Genomic DNA, 21,323 nt, shown 5'->3' on the forward strand with positions numbered 1-21,323 from the left:
TTTGTATATTTACATTCAACTCGTATGTATATATATTTATACATACGTAATGTATGTATTATCTTTAACCCTCGTCAAAATGGCAAGGGTAAACATAAGGAAAACGATGATAAGCACTTATCGAACACTGTTTAGCTATAAAGGCACTCTATCTTTCACCTTAGCGGGAATGGTTGCAAGATTACCATTACCAATGATGGGGATTGGTATCATAATGATGATTTCACAACTTACAGGGAGTTATGCATTAGCGGGAATAATCTCTGCTAGTTTTGTATTTACTTACGCAATTCTATCACCCCAAATATCACGTTTAGTTGATAATTATGGGCAATATAGAATTTTACCTTTATTCACATCAATTAGTGTGATTGGGATCGGGGGGATGCTATTAGCTACATGGTTACAGTGGCATATTAGTTTATTATTTATTTTTGCAGTACTGATTGGTTTTATGCCGTGTATTTCTGCCATGATCAGAGCGAGATGGACCGCAATTTATAAAGAAGATAGTCGTTTACAAACAGCTTATTCATTAGAAAGTGTGTTTGATGAAGTGACATTTATTATTGGTCCACCCATTTCTGTCACATTAAGTGTCGCTTTTTTCCCTCAAGCAGGGTTATTACTAGCCGCTTTTTTTCTTATTATGGGTGTGTTATTACTCGTTTTACAACGTGATACAGAGCCGGCAATAATATCAATATCGTCTGAATCAACATCTCATAAAACACACTCTGTGATCCGTTTTTCTCTTGTCAAAATCTTAACTGTTATTATGATTTTTATGGGCGTTATTGTAGGTACTATTGATATTTTTAGTGTGGCTTTTGCCAATGCCCAAAAAATACCCGCAGGAGCCAGTTTTGTATTAGCAGCCTATGCGGTTGGCTCTTGTTTTGCAGGCTTATTTTTTGGCACGTTAAAATTATCAACACCTTTACACCATTTATTATGCTTAGGTGGCATCGCAACTTTCCTTACTATTTTGCCTCTTATTTTCGTCGGCTCTATTTATAGCTTAAGTTTTGTCGTATTAATTTCGGGGATCTTCTTTGCTCCTATGATAATCGTGACTATGTCACTTATTGAGAAAAATGTACCAGAAAATCAGCTAACTGAAGGAATGACATGGTTACTTGCAGGGTTAAATGTAGGTACAGCAATTGGTGCAACATTAACAGGACAACGGATTGATTATTCCGGTGTTCAATCTGGTATATGGGTTGCAATTGGAGCAAGTGCTTTAGTGATGTTAATTGCATTTTTAGGTTTTCAACGCATTAATCATAAAAGCAGTAAAAGTTATGTGTGATTAATAACGCACAAAGCCTAAGATATCAGCAAAAATTAATGACAATATCTTAGGCTTTTTAAATCAACGGCTACGATTTAACAACATTAAACAAAGGAAATAGCTACCACCTAAAATCGCCACCAACGTTCCTGCTGCAATTTGAGCGGGATAAATAAATATCTGCCCAAGCCAATCAGCCCACACCATTAAGATTCCACCAATTAATCCTGAAACTATCAATTGTGATTTGATTTTATGGGCACCAAGTAATATTGCCGTATGCGGAGCCACTAAGCCAATAAAGGCAATAGGGCCAACGGTTGAAGTTACTAAGGCACATAATAACGAGACAATGATTAATAAAACAATACTGGCATGCCCAGCATGTAATCCACGAGCTGAGGCAAAACTTCGACCAATAGATATTAATGCAAGCCAGCGCGTTAATAAAAAGACGCTACCCACAATTAATGTGATTGCGAATGCAAAATAGAGAGCCTGTTCACGGGTCACACGATAAGTCGAGCCTGATAACCACAGTAATATTTTATAGCTATTTAAGGAGCCTTTAGCTAAGAAAAATTGAATAAAGGCTTCCAAACTCGCCGTTAATGCAATACCCGTTAATATTAAGCTGGCTGGTGCATATTGGTGCCTTCTGCCTAAAACTAATAAAATAATCATCACAACACAGCTGCCTAATAGCGCAACGCCCCACAGTGATGTTTGTAAGGTGCTCCCTAAAATTAAGCTCGAAAAAACTAATGCAAAAGTAGCGCCCGATGACACCCCCAAAATATCTGGGCTAGCTAATGGGTTATAAATTAAACGCTGCAAGATAACACCGGCAATAGCGAGAGCAATACCTGCAAATAACCCAGCCAATAAGCGTGGTGATCGCAATGCCCATTGATAAACGGAAGGTATTTCCCAGAACCATTGTTGTTCATTAATATGAATGAAAAGGGTAAGGACTAACCCGAGTATTAATAATACAAATATTCCTATCACAGTATATTTTGATACTGTTTTAGCCTGTGAATTAATTGAAATCGAAAGCTGATCTTGAGCGCGCATTTTCTTACGGCTAAACCAAATTAGTGCAGGTGCTCCAATAGCGGCTGCAGTAACACCACTTGGAATAACTGTATTAAGCCACTGTCCAACCCCTATCGCCAAGCTATCCGTAATAAGCAATAAACATATTCCCATTAGGCAACTGGCAATAAGTTCTTGGCGGGCAGTTCTTGCACCTAATGTTCTAACAATATTAGGTGCAAGTAATCCGATAAAACTAATCACTCCAACAGCAGTAATAGAGACAGAAACTAACCAAGTACTTAATATAATAAAAAAGGCAAATGCAGGTAAAACAGACAATCCTCGAGCTGTCGCACCTTCATTACCTAAACGTAATAATGTGAGAATACGAGGTGCAAAAATAAAAATAAGTACAACAGGTGCAATTCGCGGTAATAACCAAAAAAATGAATTCCAACCATCTTGAGCCAAATCTCCGGCTCCCCACATAAATATATTTTGAGCAAATTGAGAATTTAATGTCACTAATGCGGTCGCGATAGCACCTAATAGAATATTGGCTACCATACCGGAAACAACAAGGGGTAAACCGGTCATATTACGAATGCCGGCAATAATAATCACAAAACCAAATGCAAATAAAGCGCCTATTGTTGCAGCTAATGCACTGTGATCAGCAACCCAATCGGTAAACCAAATATTCACAATAACTAAAGCTAACCAAGCTCCTGATGAGGTGCCTAATGTTAAGGGTGATGTCAGGTTATTTTGCGTTAATTGCTGCATTAAACTCCCGACAACACCAAAGATCCCCCCAATCAGTAGTGTTATTGCTAAACGTGGTAATTGTGCATGAATAAAAAAAACATCAGCGAATGGTGAGGATATTTCTGGATGTCTTAATAAATACCATTGGTGAGATAATGAAAGAGAATTATCAACTTGTAAGCTGATAATACTTAATAAGATAATTGCCAAAAAATAAAAAGTATATTGCTTAATTTTCATTATTCGGTGCCATATCTAATAAACTTTCTGTAATGGCTTCTGCCATTAACGTTAACGATGTCACTCCGCCATAATTCCAGACGGGTTTTACCGAATGAAAATGTCCATTTTGAACAAATGGCATGGCTTGCCATAACACGGACTTTTGCAGTTTACTTTCATCGGGAAAAGGCAACATATAAAGAACGTAACCTTGCTTAATCTGCTGCAACACATTCATTCTTCTTTGGTCGATTCCCCAAGGTTGAGGAGGTAACGATATTGCTGATTTCAATCCCAACTTATTAACTACAAATTCAGTTGTTGAGTTTTCTGTGTATAAAAAAACGGACGTTAATGTAGAAAAACGGATCACTTCGACTTCTGGTAGCGTAATAAATGATAATTGTAATTTTTCTCTTAATTGTGCAAAAGTATTGTCCATCTCAGCTAATTTTTGCCGCGCAAGCGTCTCTTTCCCTAAAAGAGAGGCTAGGGTATTAAAATGCGCTAAAGCCACAGTGGCAGCATTATCTTGGCGAGAAAAATTAGGTAAATACACAACGGGGGCGATAGTTTGCAACACTGGCAATAAATCTTGTTGCGAACTTGCCGCTAAAATAAGATCGGGCTTTAACGATGCCATTTTTTCTAAATTAGGCTCTGCCCGCATACCCACTTCTTCAATAGAGTTTGGGGCAATAGGGTGAGCCACCCATTGGTTATACCCAGCAATTTCGGTCGCACCTACGGGAATAACATCTAGTGTTAATATTTGTTCCAGTAAATCCCAATCTAAAACAATAATGCGTTGCGGTATTTTATTGGTATTTGGCGTAGCATTGACGATAGGAGTGATCAATAAAATAGCCAGACCCAAAGACAGTGATTTAACTATTTTTTGTAATATTACACGCATACTACTGCCACCTTATGTTGTTGTGAACCTTTATTATCAGGGTGCTCTATCAGCTTAATCGGTGTTTCATAAAGTGCAGAAAGTCGTTCATCATCAAAAAGTAATGAAGCATCACCTTCAAATGCAATGTTGCCTTTTTTAAGCGCGATAATATGAGTGGCATAACGTAAGGCAAGGTTAAGATCATGCAAAATAACGATGATACCAACATGCTGAGTTTGATTTAGCTCACGCAATAATTCCATGAGTTGATATTGATGATGTATATCTAATGCTGATGTTGGTTCATCTAAAATCAAAATAGGTGATTGTTGAGCCAGTAACATGGCAACCCAAGCCCGTTGACGTTCACCACCAGATAAATCATCAGCAAGCGTGTCAGCAAAAGGAAGGACTCCCGCTTTTTCCATCGCTGTTGTGATAATTTCATCGTCTTTTTTATTCCAACGACCTAATGTTCCACGCCAAGGAAAGCGACCTAAACGCACTAACTCTCTAACAGTTAATCCAGCAGAAGCGGGAAGTTTTTGTGGGAGAAAGGCAATTTGTTTAGCCAGATCACGAGGCTTATAATGTGAAATATTGCTGTTATTTAGTGTAACAGAACCACTATCTGGGGCTTGCTGACCTGATAACAAACTGACTAAAGTCGATTTACCTGAGCCATTATGACCGAGCACAATGGTCAATCCTAGATCTGAAATACGCAGTGAGGGAATAGATAGAATAGTGCGTCCACCGCGATCCATTTGAATATTTGAGAGTTCAAACATGGTCACTCATTTATAAAATGATATTCCGCCTTTTATTGCATGGTTAACAACAAAAAGCGGAATAATAAAGAAAATTACCAGCGATATTTAGCATTCAAGAGAACAGAACGAGATTGCCCGTAATAACAGTAATAGTCACAACCAGAGAGATACTCTTTATCGAGAATGTTGTTAATATTTAACTGTAATTGCCACTGTTTATTGAAATTATAGATCGCAGCCATATCCCATAATGTTGCACTAGGTACGGTTAAATCACTGCTCTTAGGATTATCTTTAGATTTACCTAAATAACGAACACCGGTTCCTAAAGTTAAATCTTGGGTTCCCGTAATTGGAATTGTGTAACTCCCCCAAGCAGATGCAGTATGTTTAGGAATTAAACCGGCTTGTTGTTTACCTTTATTACCCGTGTCATCCGTTTGCATATCGGTATAGGTGTAATTGGCTTTTAACGCTAAACGTTCTGTTAATTGCATTTCACTGGTTACTTCAACACCTTTTGACGTCACTTTACCCGTTTGTGTTGAAACAAAAGTCGTTGGGTTTGCAACCAGCGCATTCTTCTGAGTGATATCAAACCAAGCAACATTAAGGTAACCATCGATAAAATCAGGTGTATATTTTATCCCTGCTTCAATTTGTTCACCTTTTAATGGCTTATACAGATCTTGAGTTGCAGGATCGATAGTGCTCATCACCTCAAAGGACTCAGAATAACTCACATAAGGAGATAGACCATTATCTGCTAAGTACATTAAACCTGCATTGAGGCTAAATTCGCTATCAGTACGTGATTTATCCTCATTTTTTACCTTGGCTTTATTTTCTGTTTTTACCCAATCTTGACGTATACCAGCCATTGCAACCCAATGGCTATCAAACTTGGTTTGATACTGTGAGTAAAGGCTATATTGCGTTTTATCAATGGTGCGATTGACATTGTTAGCAGGGTTAAGCGGGGTATATTTGCCGTAAATAGGGTTCCACGGATTAATCGTACCAAAGCTGTAATTATCTTGCTCATCACCTTTGGTTTGATGATATTGCAACTCAGTACCTGCTAATAATGTATGTTCGAAATTATCCGTATCCCATTCACCAACAATATTATTATCAAAAGAGATACTTTGATTTTTGCCATCACGGAAAACAATGCCACGATTCAGTTCTGTTGCCGTAATATCTGAATTAGGGAATGCGTAGACACTACGTAATAACAGATCGTTATAACCATAGTTTAAACGTTGAGAAAAACGCCAAACATCATTGAGATTACTTTCTAATAAATAACCTGCTGAAATTTGGGTACGTTTATATTTATCGTATCCTGGTTCACCTAAGTTAGTTGACGGTTTAATTTTCCCAAAAGGGGATGAAATTAATGTACCAGCCGCGGGGAAGAAAGGATTGGTTGGTGTACCATCATCATGCAAATAGGTCGCCATAAAGGTTAGTGCTGTATCGTCCGTCAGATTAATCGCAACACTTGGCGCAAGATAAATACGCTCATTATCAGTGTGAGATAACTCTCCATCTGATTTTTTCATTAATCCAACAAGGCGATAACGTACACGTTTATCATCTGTTGTACTTGAAACATCAAAGCCTAGCCCACGCTGATCATTATTTCCAACTTCAAGAAATACTTCATTTTGAGATTTGAAGCTAGGTTTCTTTTGTACGACGTTAACTGCACCACCGGGTGTCGATTCACCAAATAAAACCGCGGATGCACCTTTTACGACTTCAATTTGTTCAAAGCCATAAGGCTCTAATAACCATGTGTAATAACCATCACGAAAAAGGCGGCTGTTATCTAAATAGGTTGCAGCTTCAAACCCCCGCACGCGAAGCCAATCAGTATCGTTATCAGCACCAAAAGGCTGAGAAACAACACCGGAAGTATAACGTAAAGCTTCATCAAGTTTTTGAGGAGCATGTGTTTCGAGATCTTTTTGAGAAATGACAGAAACGGATTTAGGTGTTTCTTGCAAACTGGTATTTACTTTTAAAGCCTGGGCACTAACGACAAGTTTCTCAACTTGTTCCGTTTTTGCTATTTCTTCCGCAAAAGCCTGTGTAGTCAAAATAAAAGGAAGGGTGGCAGAACAAAGTAATGCCACTGGTTTCAATTTAAACGCATAAAAATTAATCACAATGAGTCACCGAATAATAATCATTACTATTACCACTATTATTCATGTAATTGATACTAAGGTAAATTAATTTATGCAAAAATGTCTATAAATGATAATTTTTTGGGTTAATTAACTGCTTATATCAATCCAATCCCGTCTTCCGCCGACAGAAGTGCTGCAATACTGTGCATGATAGCTTAAACATAAAGTTCGCATTCCTGCTACCTGCTGTGAATACCAGGCTCCACCTCGCATTCAAGCGCGTTCGCCATAATTTCGTAAATAAATCTGGTCGTGACCTTGTTGGTTTATTGCTGGATATAATCCTAATGCGTTAAATAACGCGAGGATTTCAAGATTATCAGTGGCCATACACGCCAATAAAAAAGGCTTGATAAAGAGTATCAAGCCTTTTTCTGTTTATTACTCTAATCTATTATAAAATTAAAGCGTAACACCTTTTTTTGCTAGGAACTCATCATAAGTACCTTGGAAATTAGTCACTTTTTCAGGTGTAATTTCAATAATACGATTTGCCAAGGAGCTCACGAATTCACGGTCATGAGAAACAAAAATCAATGTGCCTTGATAAAGTTCTAATGCCATATTCAGTGATTCAATAGATTCCATATCTAAGTGGTTGGTAGGCTCATCCATAATCAAAATGTTTGGTTTTTGCATCATCAGCTTACCAAATAACATTCTGCCTTTTTCGCCACCAGATAAAACTTGAACAGATTTTTTCAAGTCATCTTGAGAGAACAGTAAACGACCTAATACACTACGTACAGATTGTTCGTCGTCTTCAGGTTTCATCCATAAGCTCATCCAATCAAACACCGTCATATCTACTTCAAAATCAGTGGCATGATCTTGTGCATAATAGCCAATGTTTGAGTTTTCAGACCATTTCAAACGACCTGTATCTGGTGTTAATTCACCGACTAATGTTTTGATCATCGTCGATTTACCCACACCGTTATTACCTAAAATAGCGACTTTTTCGCCCACTTCAAGCATCATATTGACGTTTTTAAACAGTGGGGCATTATCATCATAGCCTTTAGAGATATTTTCCACTTCAAGCGCATTACGGAATAATTTTTTCTCTTGCTCAAAGCGAATGAATGGGTTTTGGCGGCTTGATGCTTTCACTTCTGCTAATTGAATTTTTTCAATTTGTTTTGCACGAGAGGTTGCTTGGCGTGATTTAGAGGCATTAGCACTAAAGCGGCTGACGAAAGATTGCAGTTCACTAATTTGTGCTTTTTTCTTCGCATTATCCGCTAATAAACGCTCACGAGCTTGAGTTGCAGCAAACATATACTCATCATAGTTACCGGGATGAACAGCAAGCGCACCATAGTCTAAGTCAGCCATGTGCGTACACACCATATTTAGGAAGTGACGGTCATGGGAAATAATGATCATAGTACTGTTACGTTCATTTAGCGTTTGTTCAAGCCAACGAATAGTATCAATATCCAAGTTGTTCGTCGGTTCATCCAGTAACAAAATATCAGGATCAGCAAACAGGGCTTGTGCAAGTAACACACGCAATTTCCACCCCGGAGCCACTTCACTCATAGGGCCATTATGTTGTTCTAATGGAATACCTACGTTTAGCAATAATTCGCCAGCGCGCGATTCAACGGTATAACCGTCCATTTCACCAAATTTCACTTCAAGATCAGCAACACGTAAACCGTCTTCTTCGCTCATTTCAGGTAAGCTATAGATGCGCTCACGTTCTTGCTTCACTTCCCAAAGTTCAGTGTGACCCATAATCACCGTATCAAGCACAGTAAACTCTTCATAAGCAAACTGGTCTTGTTTAAGTTTACCAAGACGTTCATTAGGATCGAGGAATACGTTGCCGCTAGTTGGCATTAAATCGCCACCTAAAATTTTCATAAAGGTTGATTTACCGCTGCCGTTAGCACCGATTAAACCATAGCGATTTCCGCCACCAAATTTGACAGAAATGTTTTCAAACAGTGGCTTTGAGCCAAACTGCATCGTGATATTATTGCTGATTAACAAGACAAATACTCATTATTAGTGAATGACAAAAGGTAATGGGGCGGCATTATGCCACAAGTTACCCCTATTAAGACAGTAAAGTGACACCTGTCTGTTAAGGAATTTTTGCTATAAGCGAAAAAAACATCATATTGCGTGTTGTTTTCCATAACAAAAGTAAGGAAAACGAGAAAGATCAAAGCTTCAATCACTTAGTTAGGATTAATGTGTTATTTTAAATGCCATAAATACAGATCATTAGATACCGAATAACGAAGAGAGTGTTGTTATGCCTATATGGGTTGATGCTGATGCATGTCCAAAAGTAATCAAAGAAGTGTTATATCGTGCAGCAGATAGAGAAAAAGTGGTTATTACTTTTGTTGCCAATCAACGATTAATCGTACCTGCATCGCCTTTCTTACGGACATTACAAGTTTCTGCGGGATTTGATGTTGCGGATAACGAAATTGTTCGCCGAACCCATCAAGATGATTTGGTTATTACCGCTGATATTCCATTGGCTGCCGAGGTGATAGAAAAGGGTGCAGTAGCGCTCAATCCAAGAGGTGAACGTTATACTGAAGCCACTATTCGAGAACGTTTAAATATACGTGATTTTATGGATACGATGAGAGCAAGCGGTATTCAAACGGGAGGACCCGCAAGTTTGAGTCAACGTGACCGCCAACTTTTTGCGAATGAATTAGATAAGTGGTTCTTACAACAAAAAAAGCGTGTTTAATATCGTCAGTCATAAACGCTTTTAATAAACAAACGGGCATAGATATTATTGCCCGTTTTTCTTTAAGATAAACTCTAACTTATTTCTTCTTGATAATAAGATTAGACATAACGCTTTGTGCCTAAAATACTCGGTTTCTTCCCTTTAAAAACATGAGGGCCATCCATCGTTAATTTAAGCTCATTACCATTACGCGTTAACCAAGGTGTTGCTTCACTGCCCGCTCGTGACGTTACACCAGATGGTTTTAAAGTAATGCTATCTTGATCAATTTCAATAATACCAATCACATAGGTATAAATCATATTATTGAAAAAGCCTTTCTTATACTCACAAGAACATTCAACGACTTGATTACCATATTCCATACGCATTGTTGGTTTTAATGAAGCGACAGACACACAACCATTGCTAATAGCAGAATAAACACTACAAACCAACGCAACTTTACCGCCCATTAATTGGGAAATAGCGGGGTTAATTTCAACGGTTTCGCAACCGGGTTGTTCTTGACTCACACTCACTACATCACCGGTATGGAAAACAAAAGGATCTGAATGAAAAGCACCGCTTTTATCTGGTGCTTGAATAATAGACATTTGACCATTCGGACGTAAAATGCCTACACGAAGATCTAAATCATCATTATCTTTTCCATCCCCATTATCTATCCATGTTGCACTCACTAAAATACGTTTAGGCGCGTCATTACCTTTTAATAATGAAACACGATGGCTACTATCGGGTTTAGTCAGTTTCACTACGCTTTTTTGGATATTAATCGGCGCAGGTGGTGGCGTAACAACGGCGGGGGCTTCTTCAACTTCAACACCATAAAGGTTACATAAACCAACAAGCCCAGAAGCAAAACCTTGCCAAACAGAACGAACTTTATTTTGACCATTTCGAACATAAAGCTCTAAAACGATGATCCCTGTCTCTTGTGAAAACGGACTGGGTACTAGCTCAATAACTTCATTGTTTATCAGCACTTGAGCTTTTAATTGATTAACAACAGCAAAGCCACCAGCACTACCATCTTGCGTTAATGTAATTGCGATTTTGGTAATATTTGCGGGTAAACGAGAAAAATCAAAATCAATACTATGAATAACAGTAGTGCCTTGAGTTACCGGTGAAACAAATGAAGCTGCACCAGAGGCGTGGTGAGGAGCATTAAAGAACACCATATCGTCGTCATTAACGACTTTTCCAGATCCGGTGACTAAAAATGCAGTCAGATTAATATCAAGATTATCGCCTACTGCATGAGAGACTTTAACTTGTCCTTTATTTTCGCTGAGTGATGTATTTTCACCAGGTTGCAACGTTTTACTCATTAAACCGCTCCTTGATTGATAAGACTAACTGCAAGAAATTTAGGCAACGAATGCGATAATAACTTCAATTAATTATTTATTCGGTGATCTCATTCACTTTCAATTGATATCAAAAACCAATGAATTTATCTATAATCGTAGGGAAATTTTCCCATCAAGACGAGAGGTAATGATGTCATTTTCTAAATCTATGCTTGCGTTGGCTGTAATGGCTGTCTCCTTTTCTAGTTATGCAGCAAAACAGGCTGATTTGATGATAGTTGACGGCACTGTTCTGACTATGGACCAACAAAATAAAATCATTGAACAGGGTACTGTTGTCGTAAAAGAAAATAAGATTATTGCCGTTGGTGGCCCTGAGCTTTCTAAAGAATATCAAGCTAATAAAGTATTAGATGTTGATGGTGATATTGTGATGCCGGGTTTAATTAACACTCATACTCATGGTTCGATGACGGTATTTCGTTCATTAGCTGATGATGTGCCAGACAGACTCCACCGTTATATTTTCCCACTTGAGAGCAAAATGGTGTCTCGTGAAATGGTCAGAGTAGGGGCTGATCTTGCAAATATCGAAATGGTAAAAGGTGGCGTAACAACTTACGTTGATATGTATTATTTCGAAGATGAAGTCGCTAAAACCGTTGATAAAATGGGTAATCGCGCAGTATTAGGAGAATCGGTGATTAATTTCCCTGTTGCTGATGCAAAAACACCAGAAGAAGGTATTCAGTACGCAGTAAACTTTATTAAAGAATATAAAGATCATCCTCGTATTATCCCTGCATTTGCACCACATGCGCCTTACACAAATACTACAGAAAACCTTCAGAAAATTGCTAAATTATCAATTGAACTTGATGTTCCCGTTATGATCCATTTAGCTGAAACGGATCGTGAGCAAGAAGAAATTGCTAAACGTACTGATGGTAAAAGTCCCGTTCAATATATGGCAGATATCGGCGCATTAAATAATAAAGTTATCGCAGCGCATGCAATTATGGTTGATGACAAAGATATTGATTTGCTGAAAAAGTATGATGTTGGTGTCGCTCATAATATCAGTGCAAATACTAAATCAGCGAAAGGTGTAGCGCCTGTCGTCACGATGCTAGAAAAAGGGGTTCGTGTGGGTTTAGGAACGGATGGTCCAATGTCAAGTAATACCCTAACGACCATGAATGAGCTAAATCTTGTGGGTAAAATCCATAAACTAGAGAATAAAGATCGCGCTGCTATGCCACCATTAACCGTTGTAGAGCTGGCAACAATGGGTTCAGCAAAAGTATTACATATGGAAGATAAATTGGGCTCTTTAGAATCAGGCAAACTTGCTGATATTATCGTTGTTGATACTAAATCACCTAACATGGTGCCGATGTATAGCCCTTATGCCGCATTAGTTTATGGTGCAAACGGAAGCAATGTTCGCCATACCATTGTTGATGGAAAAATCTTAATGGAAGATCGCCAATTATTAACAGTTGATGAAAAAGCCATTATTAAAGAAGCGCAAGATTTCTCGAATAAAGTTCGTAAAACAGTTATCGACAGTGGCGAAGTAGTTAAATAAAAATCGATAACACTATTTTTATCCTAGGCAGTTTGATTTTAAACTGCCTTTTTTATTGTTTATTACTGAATGTTTTCTCTTATATTAATCTAAACAAGACTATATAAAGCTAACAAAAGCTAAATATCTCTCCCATCATTAAGATAATCCTTATTATTTATAATAATCATTCTATTAAAAACGCTAACATACTGTTTTATTTGTTTTTTTAGACTTAATACCTATTAGATCTTTAAGTTTATTCTGTTATCTAATTTATTAGAGATGCAATATTATCTAACTATGCTTTTTCAACAGTGCATCTTTATTTTACCGTTCTCACAAATACTGCTCATCAACTATGGATAGAATGAAAATGATGATTAAACCCAATAAATTAACATTATCGCTTATTACATTATCTATTATTAGTTCAACCAGTGCTTTTGCTAATGAAATCAATTCGGTAGAGCTCAATAAACCACTTAATTATGATATAAAACTCGACCAAGCAACTATTTTTTTACGAGGTGCTGAGCTCGATAATAACGTAACGCTCAATTTACCCACGGGGCAGAGTGAAGTTGTCTTATCTAATGTTGCAAACAATATTGATCCTAAAAGCTTATCAATTAGTATTGATAATGACGATGTGATTATTAACACCATTAACGTTAAAAAAATTCCTATTCCCCCTAATTATCCCTCTGCAATTGTCGCATTGATGGAAAAGCAGAAAGAGATTAATAAAAGAATTGAAGTATTAAATATTAATATTAATGTGGGTGATGAACAGATTGCCTTACTAAAAGATCAATCCTTTTTTGGTCATGACGAAACTCAGTCATTAGAACACTCATCACAAAAGTTTGATTTTATTAGCCAAAAAATGACGTCTATTCTAAATCAACAAAAAATAGCACGCGAAGAAATCGCTGAACTAACAGAACAATTTGAAGAATTAAGTCGAAAATTAGAAATTGATATGCCTATTATTGCAGAAGAGAAAACACAAATTGTTTTATCTTTAGGCGCATCAAAAAATCTAACCAGTAAAATGCGTATTTCTTATATCACACCAGATGCTGGATGGTCACCCGCTTATGATATTCGAAGTCAAGGAATGGATAAGCCGATATTGCTCACCTACAAGGCGGATGTTATTCAAAATACAGGCCTAAACTGGGATAAAGTAAAACTGGTTTTAACATCCACAAATCCATCCTTAAATATTACTGCACCAACGTTATCACCATGGTATCTCGCTCTTTACAATGATAATGCGAAATTTAGAAGTAAAAGTATGAATATGGAGATGGCTTCAGCACCGTCTCCCACAATAATGAGAGAAGAAAGCCATGAAAAACAATTAAATAAAGGCGTAACGCGATATGTAACAACCAATAATAATGGTATTAATTTAAGCCATGCTATCGCATTACCTTACACTTTAAAAAATAGTACAGAGCCTAATACATTAGTGATTAATCAAAAAGAAGTTGTTGCCGATTATCGCTATTTAGCGACGCCTAAATTAGTTGAAGAGGTCTATTTACAAGCTGAAGTGAAAGATTGGGAAAATTTAAATTTACTCAATGGTCGTGCAAATATCTACTATATGAATAGCTTTGTTGGTAATAGTTATATTAATACTAATGAACTAACTGAATTACTTAACATTCCATTTGGAATAGATAAAAATATTCAAATTAGTCGTATTAACAATGAGAAAATAAGAAAAGAGCCGATCTTTATTGGTACAACGATTGAACAAAAAGAGAGCTATACCATTAAAGTAAGAAACACTTACAATTCTCCTGTAAAAGTCACTATTTACGATCAATTACCACTTAGTCAGGAAAATAATATCAACGTAGCAGATGCGGTTTATAAAGATGGCGTACTTGATAAAGATACCGGCGAAATTAAATGGAATATCACATTAGGAGCAAAAGAGGAAAAATCATTGCCTCTAAACTATACCCTTTCTTATCCTAAAAATAGACAAGTTGTGGGGTTATAATTTTTCTCATCTACATCTAAGCTGTAAAATAGAAAAGGGTGCAATTGCACCTTTTTCTATTTTTAAAAGAGATATTTTTAGTCAACACAGAAGAAAAAAATAAATAACAGTAAAACGTTTAATCAGTATTTTTATGCATAAACTGATGTAGTGTCGCTTCTGAAGCGTTTAAATCATTCGCTATTGCCGTTAAACCGGTTAAATGTAAGTCCACACCAAGAGGGTAAATTAACACTAAACAAAAGCTAAAAAGGATATATTTTGTCACCCAGCCACCTCTCAATTATTCTGATGAAGAGGCATTCTAGTCGTCAAAGAAACTGAAACCTAATGACAAAAAAGCAATCTCTAATTTCCATTTTGGAAATAATATCTTTATTCCATTATCAATATATGATGGCGTTCATGGCGTTATAGATTAACAACAATGAATTATTTTAATCTTAATAATCGTTGTGATATCAGATAAAGTTTAGCCAATCTACTGATATACTCGTACTAATTTTTATTCTTTATTTTCATATTATAGAGATATTCCTATGCCATGGACTTTTTCCCATCCTTCCATTGTTTTCCCCATAAAGCAGTCACGTATAGGAAAAAACCTGAGTTTACCCGCACTAATTGTAGGAAGTACTTCGCCTGATTTACTCTATTCTTTTGGTTTATATCAATCAGCAACAACAGCACATGACTTATTAGGCTGGTTTTATACTGCATTTCCTTTTTGTTTACTGGTCTTTATTCTAAATTATTTACTACGAGATCCATTAAAGTGTGTATCACCGATCCCTTTATATGAGCCGATAAAACCCAATATTCGAGCATTAAGCTTATTTGTTTTATCCCTATATATCGGCGCAATAACACATATTGTGTGGGATTCTTTTACCCACGAAACAGGAACTGCCGTCAGATTTTTTTCTGTACTACAAGCTCAATTATTACAAGGAATGACAGATAACCAAGAGATTGCTATTTATAAATTATTACAACATTTAGGCTCTATATTAGGGCTACTTTATTTATGTTGGAAATATATTCAATATCAGCGCAAACAAGACTACCCAACACAAAAAGAAAACCGCCTTAAGTTATACCGTTTAATTGGGATTGGCTTTCTCTCTGGATTATGTGCTTTGCCTTTAGCTTTGCAATTCTCAAATAAGGGGCAGGGAATTAACATTAACCGGTTTATTTTCCTTGAACTCTCTTTAGCCGTCCCTTTTTTCTTTGGCATAATGATAATCTTAGCAATAGGGTTATATCGTACTAAGAGATAAGTAATATCGCTGGTTATTGCGCGATAAAAAGAGAATAAAATGATTAAAATAATAACTAAAAACCCCGTAATTTAAATTTACAGGGCTTTTCTTTAGCTATCTACTTATTATTTTTAAACCATTGAATGATTTCTTCATAACTTCCTTGGTAAATAATTTTATCTTCCTTTTTGCTTAATTGATAACGATACATAGGATCGTAATACTCTTTAAGTAAAGGGGTTAACCAAGAAAAATGAGCCTCTGTACTGGCGCCTTTTTTCTGTTTTTCTAGGGCATTATCTAGCAACTGAGTTAATTCTGTTGCTCTTTGAGAGCCCAATCGGCGACGAATAGCAAATAAACCATGGTGCAAATAATCACTGTAAGCTTGCCAGCCTTTCTCTTCGCCATACGCTTCCAGATAATCATGTGTCATGCGATCAAAGTATTCTGCCTTCAAACGTTCTATACGTCGCTCGAAGGGATCATCAACAACAACTATTGAAGCCTCAACCATTTTTGCTCGTAAACATTCAGGTAATCCATTAGCACCAATAGCGCGACCTTCATCCTCAAGCACCCATCGTGTATATTTTGATGCTTTTTGCAACATTTCAACACCAAGATGGTTCTCAAAGGTGGCTTGAGGAAATTGATCTTCTACAGTCCGACCAAAAGACGAACCTCGATGGTGTGCAATACCTTCAAGATCAATACCTTCAGGTAACGAACGCACTAACGTCGTTTTCCCATTACCCGTGCATCCACCAATTAAGACAATAGGTCGTTGAACCAATTCATTGGTCATTTCAATGATAGTCTGCCTTAGCGCCTTATATCCACCTTCAATCAAGGGGTAATTTATACCTATTTCCTTAAGCCATTGCTGAACGATATGTGAACGCATTCCTCCTCGCGCACAGCAAATATAACCATTAGGAAATTGCTCACAAGCTTCACGCCAAGCTGCAATACGGCTATCACGAATTTCACCACTAACCAATTGATGTCCTAAATCGACGGCTTTTTGTGAGCCTTGTTGTTTATAACAAGTCCCCACAGCAGCTCGCTCTTCATCATTCATTAAAGGCAAATTAATCGCATTAGGGATCGATCCTTGATTAAATTCAATAGGCGCCCGCACATCAATAATAGGTGTGTTACTAGCAAGAAGATGTCGAATATTTTGAGCAGAAAACGCTGATTCCATAATAAAAATTGTTATATCTAGTCTGGCTGAAAGATTGACTACTATACTCTTAAGAACATGTGATGACACGCTCTGTTCGTATGTTTTTATTAAATTATAGTGTGCTATTTCTGACAGATTAATTTTTCTAGAACAAAAAAAACACAACGACAGTCAGTCAATCCTGTGGCGTATTTTTCCTTTTTTATTCATCGTGAATACAATTTAGATGATATTTTTTGTTTATCACTTATAATCATACCATATTCCAGAATAGCTCAGTGGTAGAGCATTTGGCTTCGGACCGAAAGGGCGCAGGTTCAACTCCTGCTTCTGGATCCCTCATTAATAATAATTTCTATTGCTTGACTTCTTTCAAAGCAATCAACAATCATCTCGAATACCTCTCTTTATTGGGTGAATATCATGGCTGATAAACAAAACCTACTCCCCGTTGGACTTTCTTATGCACAATCACAATTGGCGAAAGTGTTAAGCCAACCCGAGATAAATAATCATAAAGTTCAACAATGGGAAGCGGTCTTACATCAGATACTGCAAGGACAAGCCACCTATGGCAGCCGAACACCATTCGAAAATATACCTACATGGATCACCCTCGAAGTTATAAAAGGAGGATTCGCTACAGGTCATTGGTTAGCTGGGGGAGAAATAACACCAGAAGAGCAACATTTATTAGATAAACTGCAAATAAAAACTTCACCTGAAAATCAGCGCTTAGCGTTAAATAGTTACTATTTAACAGATGAAGGAATGAATGTTCTTAATCAATGTTTAGATAATGAAAACTATCTGATTACAGTACCCGAAGAGAGTGTTTTACTCACTGTGGCATGGTTGATCAGAAATAAAGCACAAGCTTACGCAAGAGACTTGCTGGATATTATTTCTCCTTGGTTTTCAACATTAAGATTTTACCCTCGCATTGTCGAACAGCCTGTCATTTCAGGCAGTACAGTCAGAGTGCAAGATCTCGATATAACCATTTACGATCTTAAAAGAATAAAACCGAATAAACGCGTATTAGCACAAAAAGAAGCAGTAACTATTTGGCATCCTTTTAAAGTAAAAATGGTGGCATTACTTTCAGAAATTATTGATAAGCCATCGAGTAATGCCATTTCATCGTTATGGCGGCAATCGGCAAAAGAGCTTATTGCTGAGTATTCCCAATTACGCAAACGATATTTTCTTTGCAATAAACCTGTAAAAAATAAAGGTGACTTTGCAAAACTGCGTCTTATTATTGAGCAATTATCTTTTGAGAAGAATGAGTTAGCTCTTCATCAAGCACAACATATTCGTGTTTTATTACAACGTCATATCGAGAAGTATGGCGCACCAAACTCAGAAAAAAGCGATAGAAAACAAAAAACAAAACAAGATGATGTGCAATCACCATTACATTACACATTAAGTCGAGTCATTTTAAACCGACTATCTAGCTTAGATATTAATAATGGTTTTGATGATAAAAAAATTGCCACAGAAGCTATTTCTGAAAATGAAGCAAATCAATTTAACTTAACGCAAGGCTATCCTATTCCCAATATTATTACGTATAAAACAATGCGTAGTTTAAATACCACAGCAAGCCAGCTTATCGAGCAAAAGTTAATCACATCTTCAGAAGCGTTAAGTAATATTATTCCTCAAATTACAGCGGGTTTACGTGCCAATAGTTTATTGGATATTCCATTGCGCCATCTTTACGAGAAAAACTATCGAGCATTTAAACAACGTCGCTCTTTGTTACTATTAGATTTACAACATCAAGTACAATTAGAAGAGCTCCCTTGGGTTGCGATTATTGACAAGTTTCGTACAAAACAAATTTCCAACAAAACTATCTTTACGGAAGTATTAAATGAGTTTTTATTATTAAACTTTCGTTATTTTCCACATACGCAGTTACCTAATCCTTTATTACAAGAATTAAATTCTCTGACATCTGAAATAGACCCAAGTATTAAATGGAGTGAAGAACTTGCCACAGATATATTTATGGGCATGTTCAGTAAGAAAATCGCGAATATATTGGTAAAAAATGCTGATTCAGTTTTGCCTTACAGCCTTTATTCACAATATTATAGAGTGGATTATTTACTATTAAAGCATGAATTATGTGCGGCTTTATCATCAGTAAATACCCAAGGGGGCGATCCTTATGCTACCTCTCGCGTGATCTTAAAATGGTGTGAAGAGAGAACAAATGAAAAATTTGGCGCTTATTCGCCTGCAATAAATGGAGAATTACTTGAGCAATCCTACATATTAACAACCCATAATCTTAGTACTATTTTTAATGTTCTTGGTCTTGCTGACAAATTAAAGCCATTCTTGCTTGATATGTGTAAACAATGTTTGCAAGTCATCAATCGCTATCTACAGGCGCCTTATCGTGGTTATCACGCATCATTAATCACAATAAAAAATGCGGCTTACACATGGCGGCAATGTGTTTTTTATCTCTCTTATTTATCCCCAGAAGAACTGCAAGAATTTATTTTATGGGCAGAGAATTATATTGATACCCAATCTCAATATTTCAAAACATTATTTATGCCAATTTGGAATGGACTAATAACCGTAATAAATACACCAAATGACTATAATTATGATGATAAAGCCTCACATCTTATTTTTTATGGGTGGTCTAAAAAACATTGGATGATGAAGACTATTTTAAACGCGAATGGCGAAGAAACTCGCGAATAAGATTAAGATATACATAACAATTAAATAGGCAAATAGATGGTTGCCTATTTACACTGTATAACGCTACCGATGATCAGTTTAGAGGCTTAAGTGATATTTGAGATTTTTAGAACACTTTTACATTACGGTTTACACTTTTTAGCACCTATCTTATTAGGCTATCTTTTCTGGCGTAAGAATTGGAAGATAGCCTCACTTCTTATGATAGGCACAATGGCTATTGATATTGACCATTTATTAGCAACACCTATTTTTGATCCCAACCGTTGTAGCGTGGGCTTTCATCCATTACATACCGGTTGGGCAGCATTGATTTACTTAGGCATAGGGCTTTTACCATCATGGAAATTAAAAGCCATAGCGGTAGGGTGTTTATTTCATTTATTTACCGACTCGGTTGACTGCTATTTAGGTGGATTAAAACCCAATTTATCAATAACGATGAGTTGTGATAAAAATCACTTTATATCGCCCCTAAATAATGACTTTATTGTCCAAAAATAAAAGGTTAAATCCAACACCACTAAATATATCAATAAATAGACTTGAGATCATTTGTCCGCAAATGGCAAAAACTGACATCAGCATGATTTCTTAAAAGAACAATTCGGTATAAATAGCGATTATCAACACAACAGTGAAAGAAAAATTATCACAATAAATGGTTATCATCGCCAAAATAGTTATCAGCTAACCACTGTGTTATGGTTTTAGCATTAATTTGATTGGCATGTAGCTTTTCAATCGCAAAATATTCAGGAAATGAGGCATCAGACTCATCATACTCTTTTTCGAGTAGCTCTAATTTAGCGAGCGCATTTTCATAGTTATCAAAAATGGCTTCAATATCACGATAGATCTGACCAAAACCTTCACTAAAACGCGAAACAATATAATAAAAATCTGAAAGGGGAATATCACAACTAAAACTGTTTAATTTCACTTCTTCGATTTCTATCCACCGATCTTTTTTAATGAGTACTTTAACTAGATTGTCTTCGCCTTGATTCTCTTTAATAAATGTCGTTCTTGCTTTTTCAGCCGTATCTTCATTGTCAAAAGCACCTAAAATAAAATTAGGTCCCTCGTAACCCGAAATTCCTACTATACATAAGTGAATTGTATTCATATTTTTACGCTTTCTTGAGACAGACCTTTGAGGTTGTCTTAGAACCTTCCTTAATCTCATTTCAAGCATTATAAACCATTAATGTGCTAGATGACTTCGCTTATTTCTCTCTCTTTTAAGCCACATAATCTGGTGGTAATTACAAAAAGCTTGATGTAGAG

15 protein-coding genes, 1 tRNA gene and 1 pseudogene are annotated in these 21,323 nt (G+C 36.6%); 8 read left to right on the plus strand and 9 right to left on the minus strand.

The window, feature by feature from the left end:
- The first annotated feature begins 106 nt into the window (after positions 1-106).
- Complete coding sequence (locus DK865_RS09725) at positions 107-1,315, plus strand: MFS transporter (protein WP_109391784.1); 1,209 nt, start codon at positions 107-109, stop codon at positions 1,313-1,315.
- Between the two features lie 63 nt (positions 1,316-1,378).
- Here the strand turns inward: DK865_RS09725 and fhuB are convergent, their stop codons facing one another.
- From fhuB to DK865_RS09750, 5 genes are all read right to left on the minus strand, one after another.
- Complete coding sequence (gene fhuB, locus DK865_RS09730; protein WP_109391785.1) at positions 1,379-3,346, minus strand: Fe(3+)-hydroxamate ABC transporter permease FhuB; 1,968 nt, start codon at positions 3,344-3,346, stop codon at positions 1,379-1,381.
- Positions 3,336-4,244: an iron-siderophore ABC transporter substrate-binding protein gene (locus DK865_RS09735; RefSeq protein WP_109391786.1), complete on the minus strand. Its 909-nt coding sequence runs from the start codon at positions 4,242-4,244 to the stop codon at positions 3,336-3,338. The genes fhuB and DK865_RS09735 overlap by 11 nt, the downstream gene beginning before the upstream one ends.
- Complete coding sequence (locus tag DK865_RS09740) at positions 4,235-5,017, minus strand: ABC transporter ATP-binding protein (protein ID WP_109391787.1); 783 nt, start codon at positions 5,015-5,017, stop codon at positions 4,235-4,237. The genes DK865_RS09735 and DK865_RS09740 overlap by 10 nt, the downstream gene beginning before the upstream one ends.
- 74 nt (positions 5,018-5,091) lie before the next feature.
- Positions 5,092-7,176, minus strand: coding sequence for a TonB-dependent siderophore receptor (locus tag DK865_RS09745; RefSeq protein WP_109391788.1), 2,085 nt, complete (start codon positions 7,174-7,176; stop codon positions 5,092-5,094).
- Between the two features lie 426 nt (positions 7,177-7,602).
- Positions 7,603-9,201, minus strand: coding sequence for an ABC-F family ATPase (locus tag DK865_RS09750; RefSeq protein WP_036913081.1), 1,599 nt, complete (start codon positions 9,199-9,201; stop codon positions 7,603-7,605).
- Positions 9,202-9,469: 268 nt separating this feature from the next.
- Between DK865_RS09750 and DK865_RS09755 the strand changes: the two genes are divergently transcribed.
- A complete protein-coding gene (locus DK865_RS09755; protein WP_023582209.1) occupies positions 9,470-9,925 on the plus strand; it encodes a YaiI/YqxD family protein in 456 nt (151 codons plus the stop codon).
- Positions 9,926-10,026: 101 nt separating this feature from the next.
- Here DK865_RS09755 and DK865_RS09760 read toward each other — a convergent pair whose 3' ends face one another.
- Positions 10,027-11,265, minus strand: a complete 1,239-nt coding sequence (locus tag DK865_RS09760) for a TerD family protein (RefSeq protein WP_109391789.1) — start codon at positions 11,263-11,265, stop codon at positions 10,027-10,029.
- A gap of 172 nt (positions 11,266-11,437) precedes the next feature.
- On the opposite strand from DK865_RS09760, the gene DK865_RS09765 reads away from it, so the two are divergent.
- Entirely contained in the window at positions 11,438-12,838 is a 1,401-nt protein-coding gene (locus tag DK865_RS09765) for an amidohydrolase (protein WP_036913085.1), read from the plus strand.
- Positions 12,839-13,193: 355 nt separating this feature from the next.
- Positions 13,194-14,840, plus strand: a complete 1,647-nt coding sequence (locus DK865_RS09770) for a DUF4139 domain-containing protein (RefSeq protein ID WP_228407756.1) — start codon at positions 13,194-13,196, stop codon at positions 14,838-14,840.
- Positions 14,841-14,985: 145 nt separating this feature from the next.
- On the opposite strand, the pseudogene DK865_RS09775 reads toward DK865_RS09770, so the two are convergent.
- A pseudogene (locus tag DK865_RS09775) lies at positions 14,986-15,108 on the minus strand (multidrug transporter subunit MdtL); the annotation flags it as partial.
- 271 nt (positions 15,109-15,379) lie between these two features.
- Here DK865_RS09775 and DK865_RS09780 point away from each other — a divergent pair.
- Entirely contained in the window at positions 15,380-16,123 is a 744-nt protein-coding gene (locus DK865_RS09780; RefSeq protein WP_023582214.1) for a DUF4184 family protein, read from the plus strand.
- A 100-nt stretch (positions 16,124-16,223) separates the two neighbouring features.
- On the opposite strand, the gene mnmH is transcribed toward DK865_RS09780, so the two are convergent.
- Positions 16,224-17,315 carry a tRNA 2-selenouridine(34) synthase MnmH gene (gene mnmH / locus DK865_RS09785; protein WP_109391791.1) on the minus strand — a complete coding sequence of 364 codons (1,092 nt, stop codon included), beginning with the start codon at positions 17,313-17,315 and terminating at the stop codon, positions 16,224-16,226.
- Positions 17,316-17,561: 246 nt separating this feature from the next.
- Between mnmH and DK865_RS09790 the strand changes: the two genes are divergently transcribed.
- From DK865_RS09790 to DK865_RS09800, 3 genes are all read left to right on the plus strand, one after another.
- Positions 17,562-17,633, plus strand: a tRNA-Arg gene (locus DK865_RS09790).
- 87 nt (positions 17,634-17,720) lie between these two features.
- On the plus strand, positions 17,721-20,033 hold the full coding sequence (locus DK865_RS09795; protein ID WP_109391792.1) for a hypothetical protein: 2,313 nt from the start codon (positions 17,721-17,723) through the stop codon (positions 20,031-20,033).
- A 90-nt stretch (positions 20,034-20,123) separates the two neighbouring features.
- The gene (locus DK865_RS09800; protein ID WP_036913093.1) at positions 20,124-20,537 is read left to right on the plus strand and encodes a DUF6122 family protein; all 414 of its coding nucleotides are present in this window, start codon (positions 20,124-20,126) and stop codon (positions 20,535-20,537) included.
- A 148-nt stretch (positions 20,538-20,685) separates the two neighbouring features.
- Here the strand turns inward: DK865_RS09800 and DK865_RS09805 are convergent, their stop codons facing one another.
- Positions 20,686-21,162: a hypothetical protein gene (locus tag DK865_RS09805; RefSeq protein ID WP_109391793.1), complete on the minus strand. Its 477-nt coding sequence runs from the start codon at positions 21,160-21,162 to the stop codon at positions 20,686-20,688.
- Positions 21,163-21,323 lie beyond the last annotated feature (161 nt).

Source organism: Proteus cibi (genome assembly GCF_003144405.1).
GTDB lineage: Bacteria > Pseudomonadota > Gammaproteobacteria > Enterobacterales > Enterobacteriaceae > Proteus > Proteus cibi.

Bases quoted from the DNA above. Each gene is read 5' to 3' on its own strand.
- DK865_RS09725 (WP_109391784.1), top strand. From the start codon at position 107: ATGATAAGCACTTATCGAACACTGTTTAGCTATAAAGGCACTCTATCT.
- fhuB (WP_109391785.1), bottom strand. From the start codon at position 3,346: ATGAAAATTAAGCAATATACTTTTTATTTTTTGGCAATTATCTTATTA.
- DK865_RS09735 (WP_109391786.1), bottom strand. From the start codon at position 4,244: ATGCGTGTAATATTACAAAAAATAGTTAAATCACTGTCTTTGGGTCTG.
- DK865_RS09740 (WP_109391787.1), bottom strand. From the start codon at position 5,017: ATGTTTGAACTCTCAAATATTCAAATGGATCGCGGTGGACGCACTATT.
- DK865_RS09755 (WP_023582209.1), top strand. From the start codon at position 9,470: ATGCCTATATGGGTTGATGCTGATGCATGTCCAAAAGTAATCAAAGAA.
- DK865_RS09760 (WP_109391789.1), bottom strand. From the start codon at position 11,265: ATGAGTAAAACGTTGCAACCTGGTGAAAATACATCACTCAGCGAAAAT.
- DK865_RS09765 (WP_036913085.1), top strand. From the start codon at position 11,438: ATGTCATTTTCTAAATCTATGCTTGCGTTGGCTGTAATGGCTGTCTCC.
- DK865_RS09770 (WP_228407756.1), top strand. From the start codon at position 13,194: ATGATGATTAAACCCAATAAATTAACATTATCGCTTATTACATTATCT.
- DK865_RS09780 (WP_023582214.1), top strand. From the start codon at position 15,380: ATGCCATGGACTTTTTCCCATCCTTCCATTGTTTTCCCCATAAAGCAG.
- mnmH (WP_109391791.1), bottom strand. From the start codon at position 17,315: ATGGAATCAGCGTTTTCTGCTCAAAATATTCGACATCTTCTTGCTAGT.
- DK865_RS09795 (WP_109391792.1), top strand. From the start codon at position 17,721: ATGGCTGATAAACAAAACCTACTCCCCGTTGGACTTTCTTATGCACAA.
- DK865_RS09805 (WP_109391793.1), bottom strand. From the start codon at position 21,162: ATGAATACAATTCACTTATGTATAGTAGGAATTTCGGGTTACGAGGGA.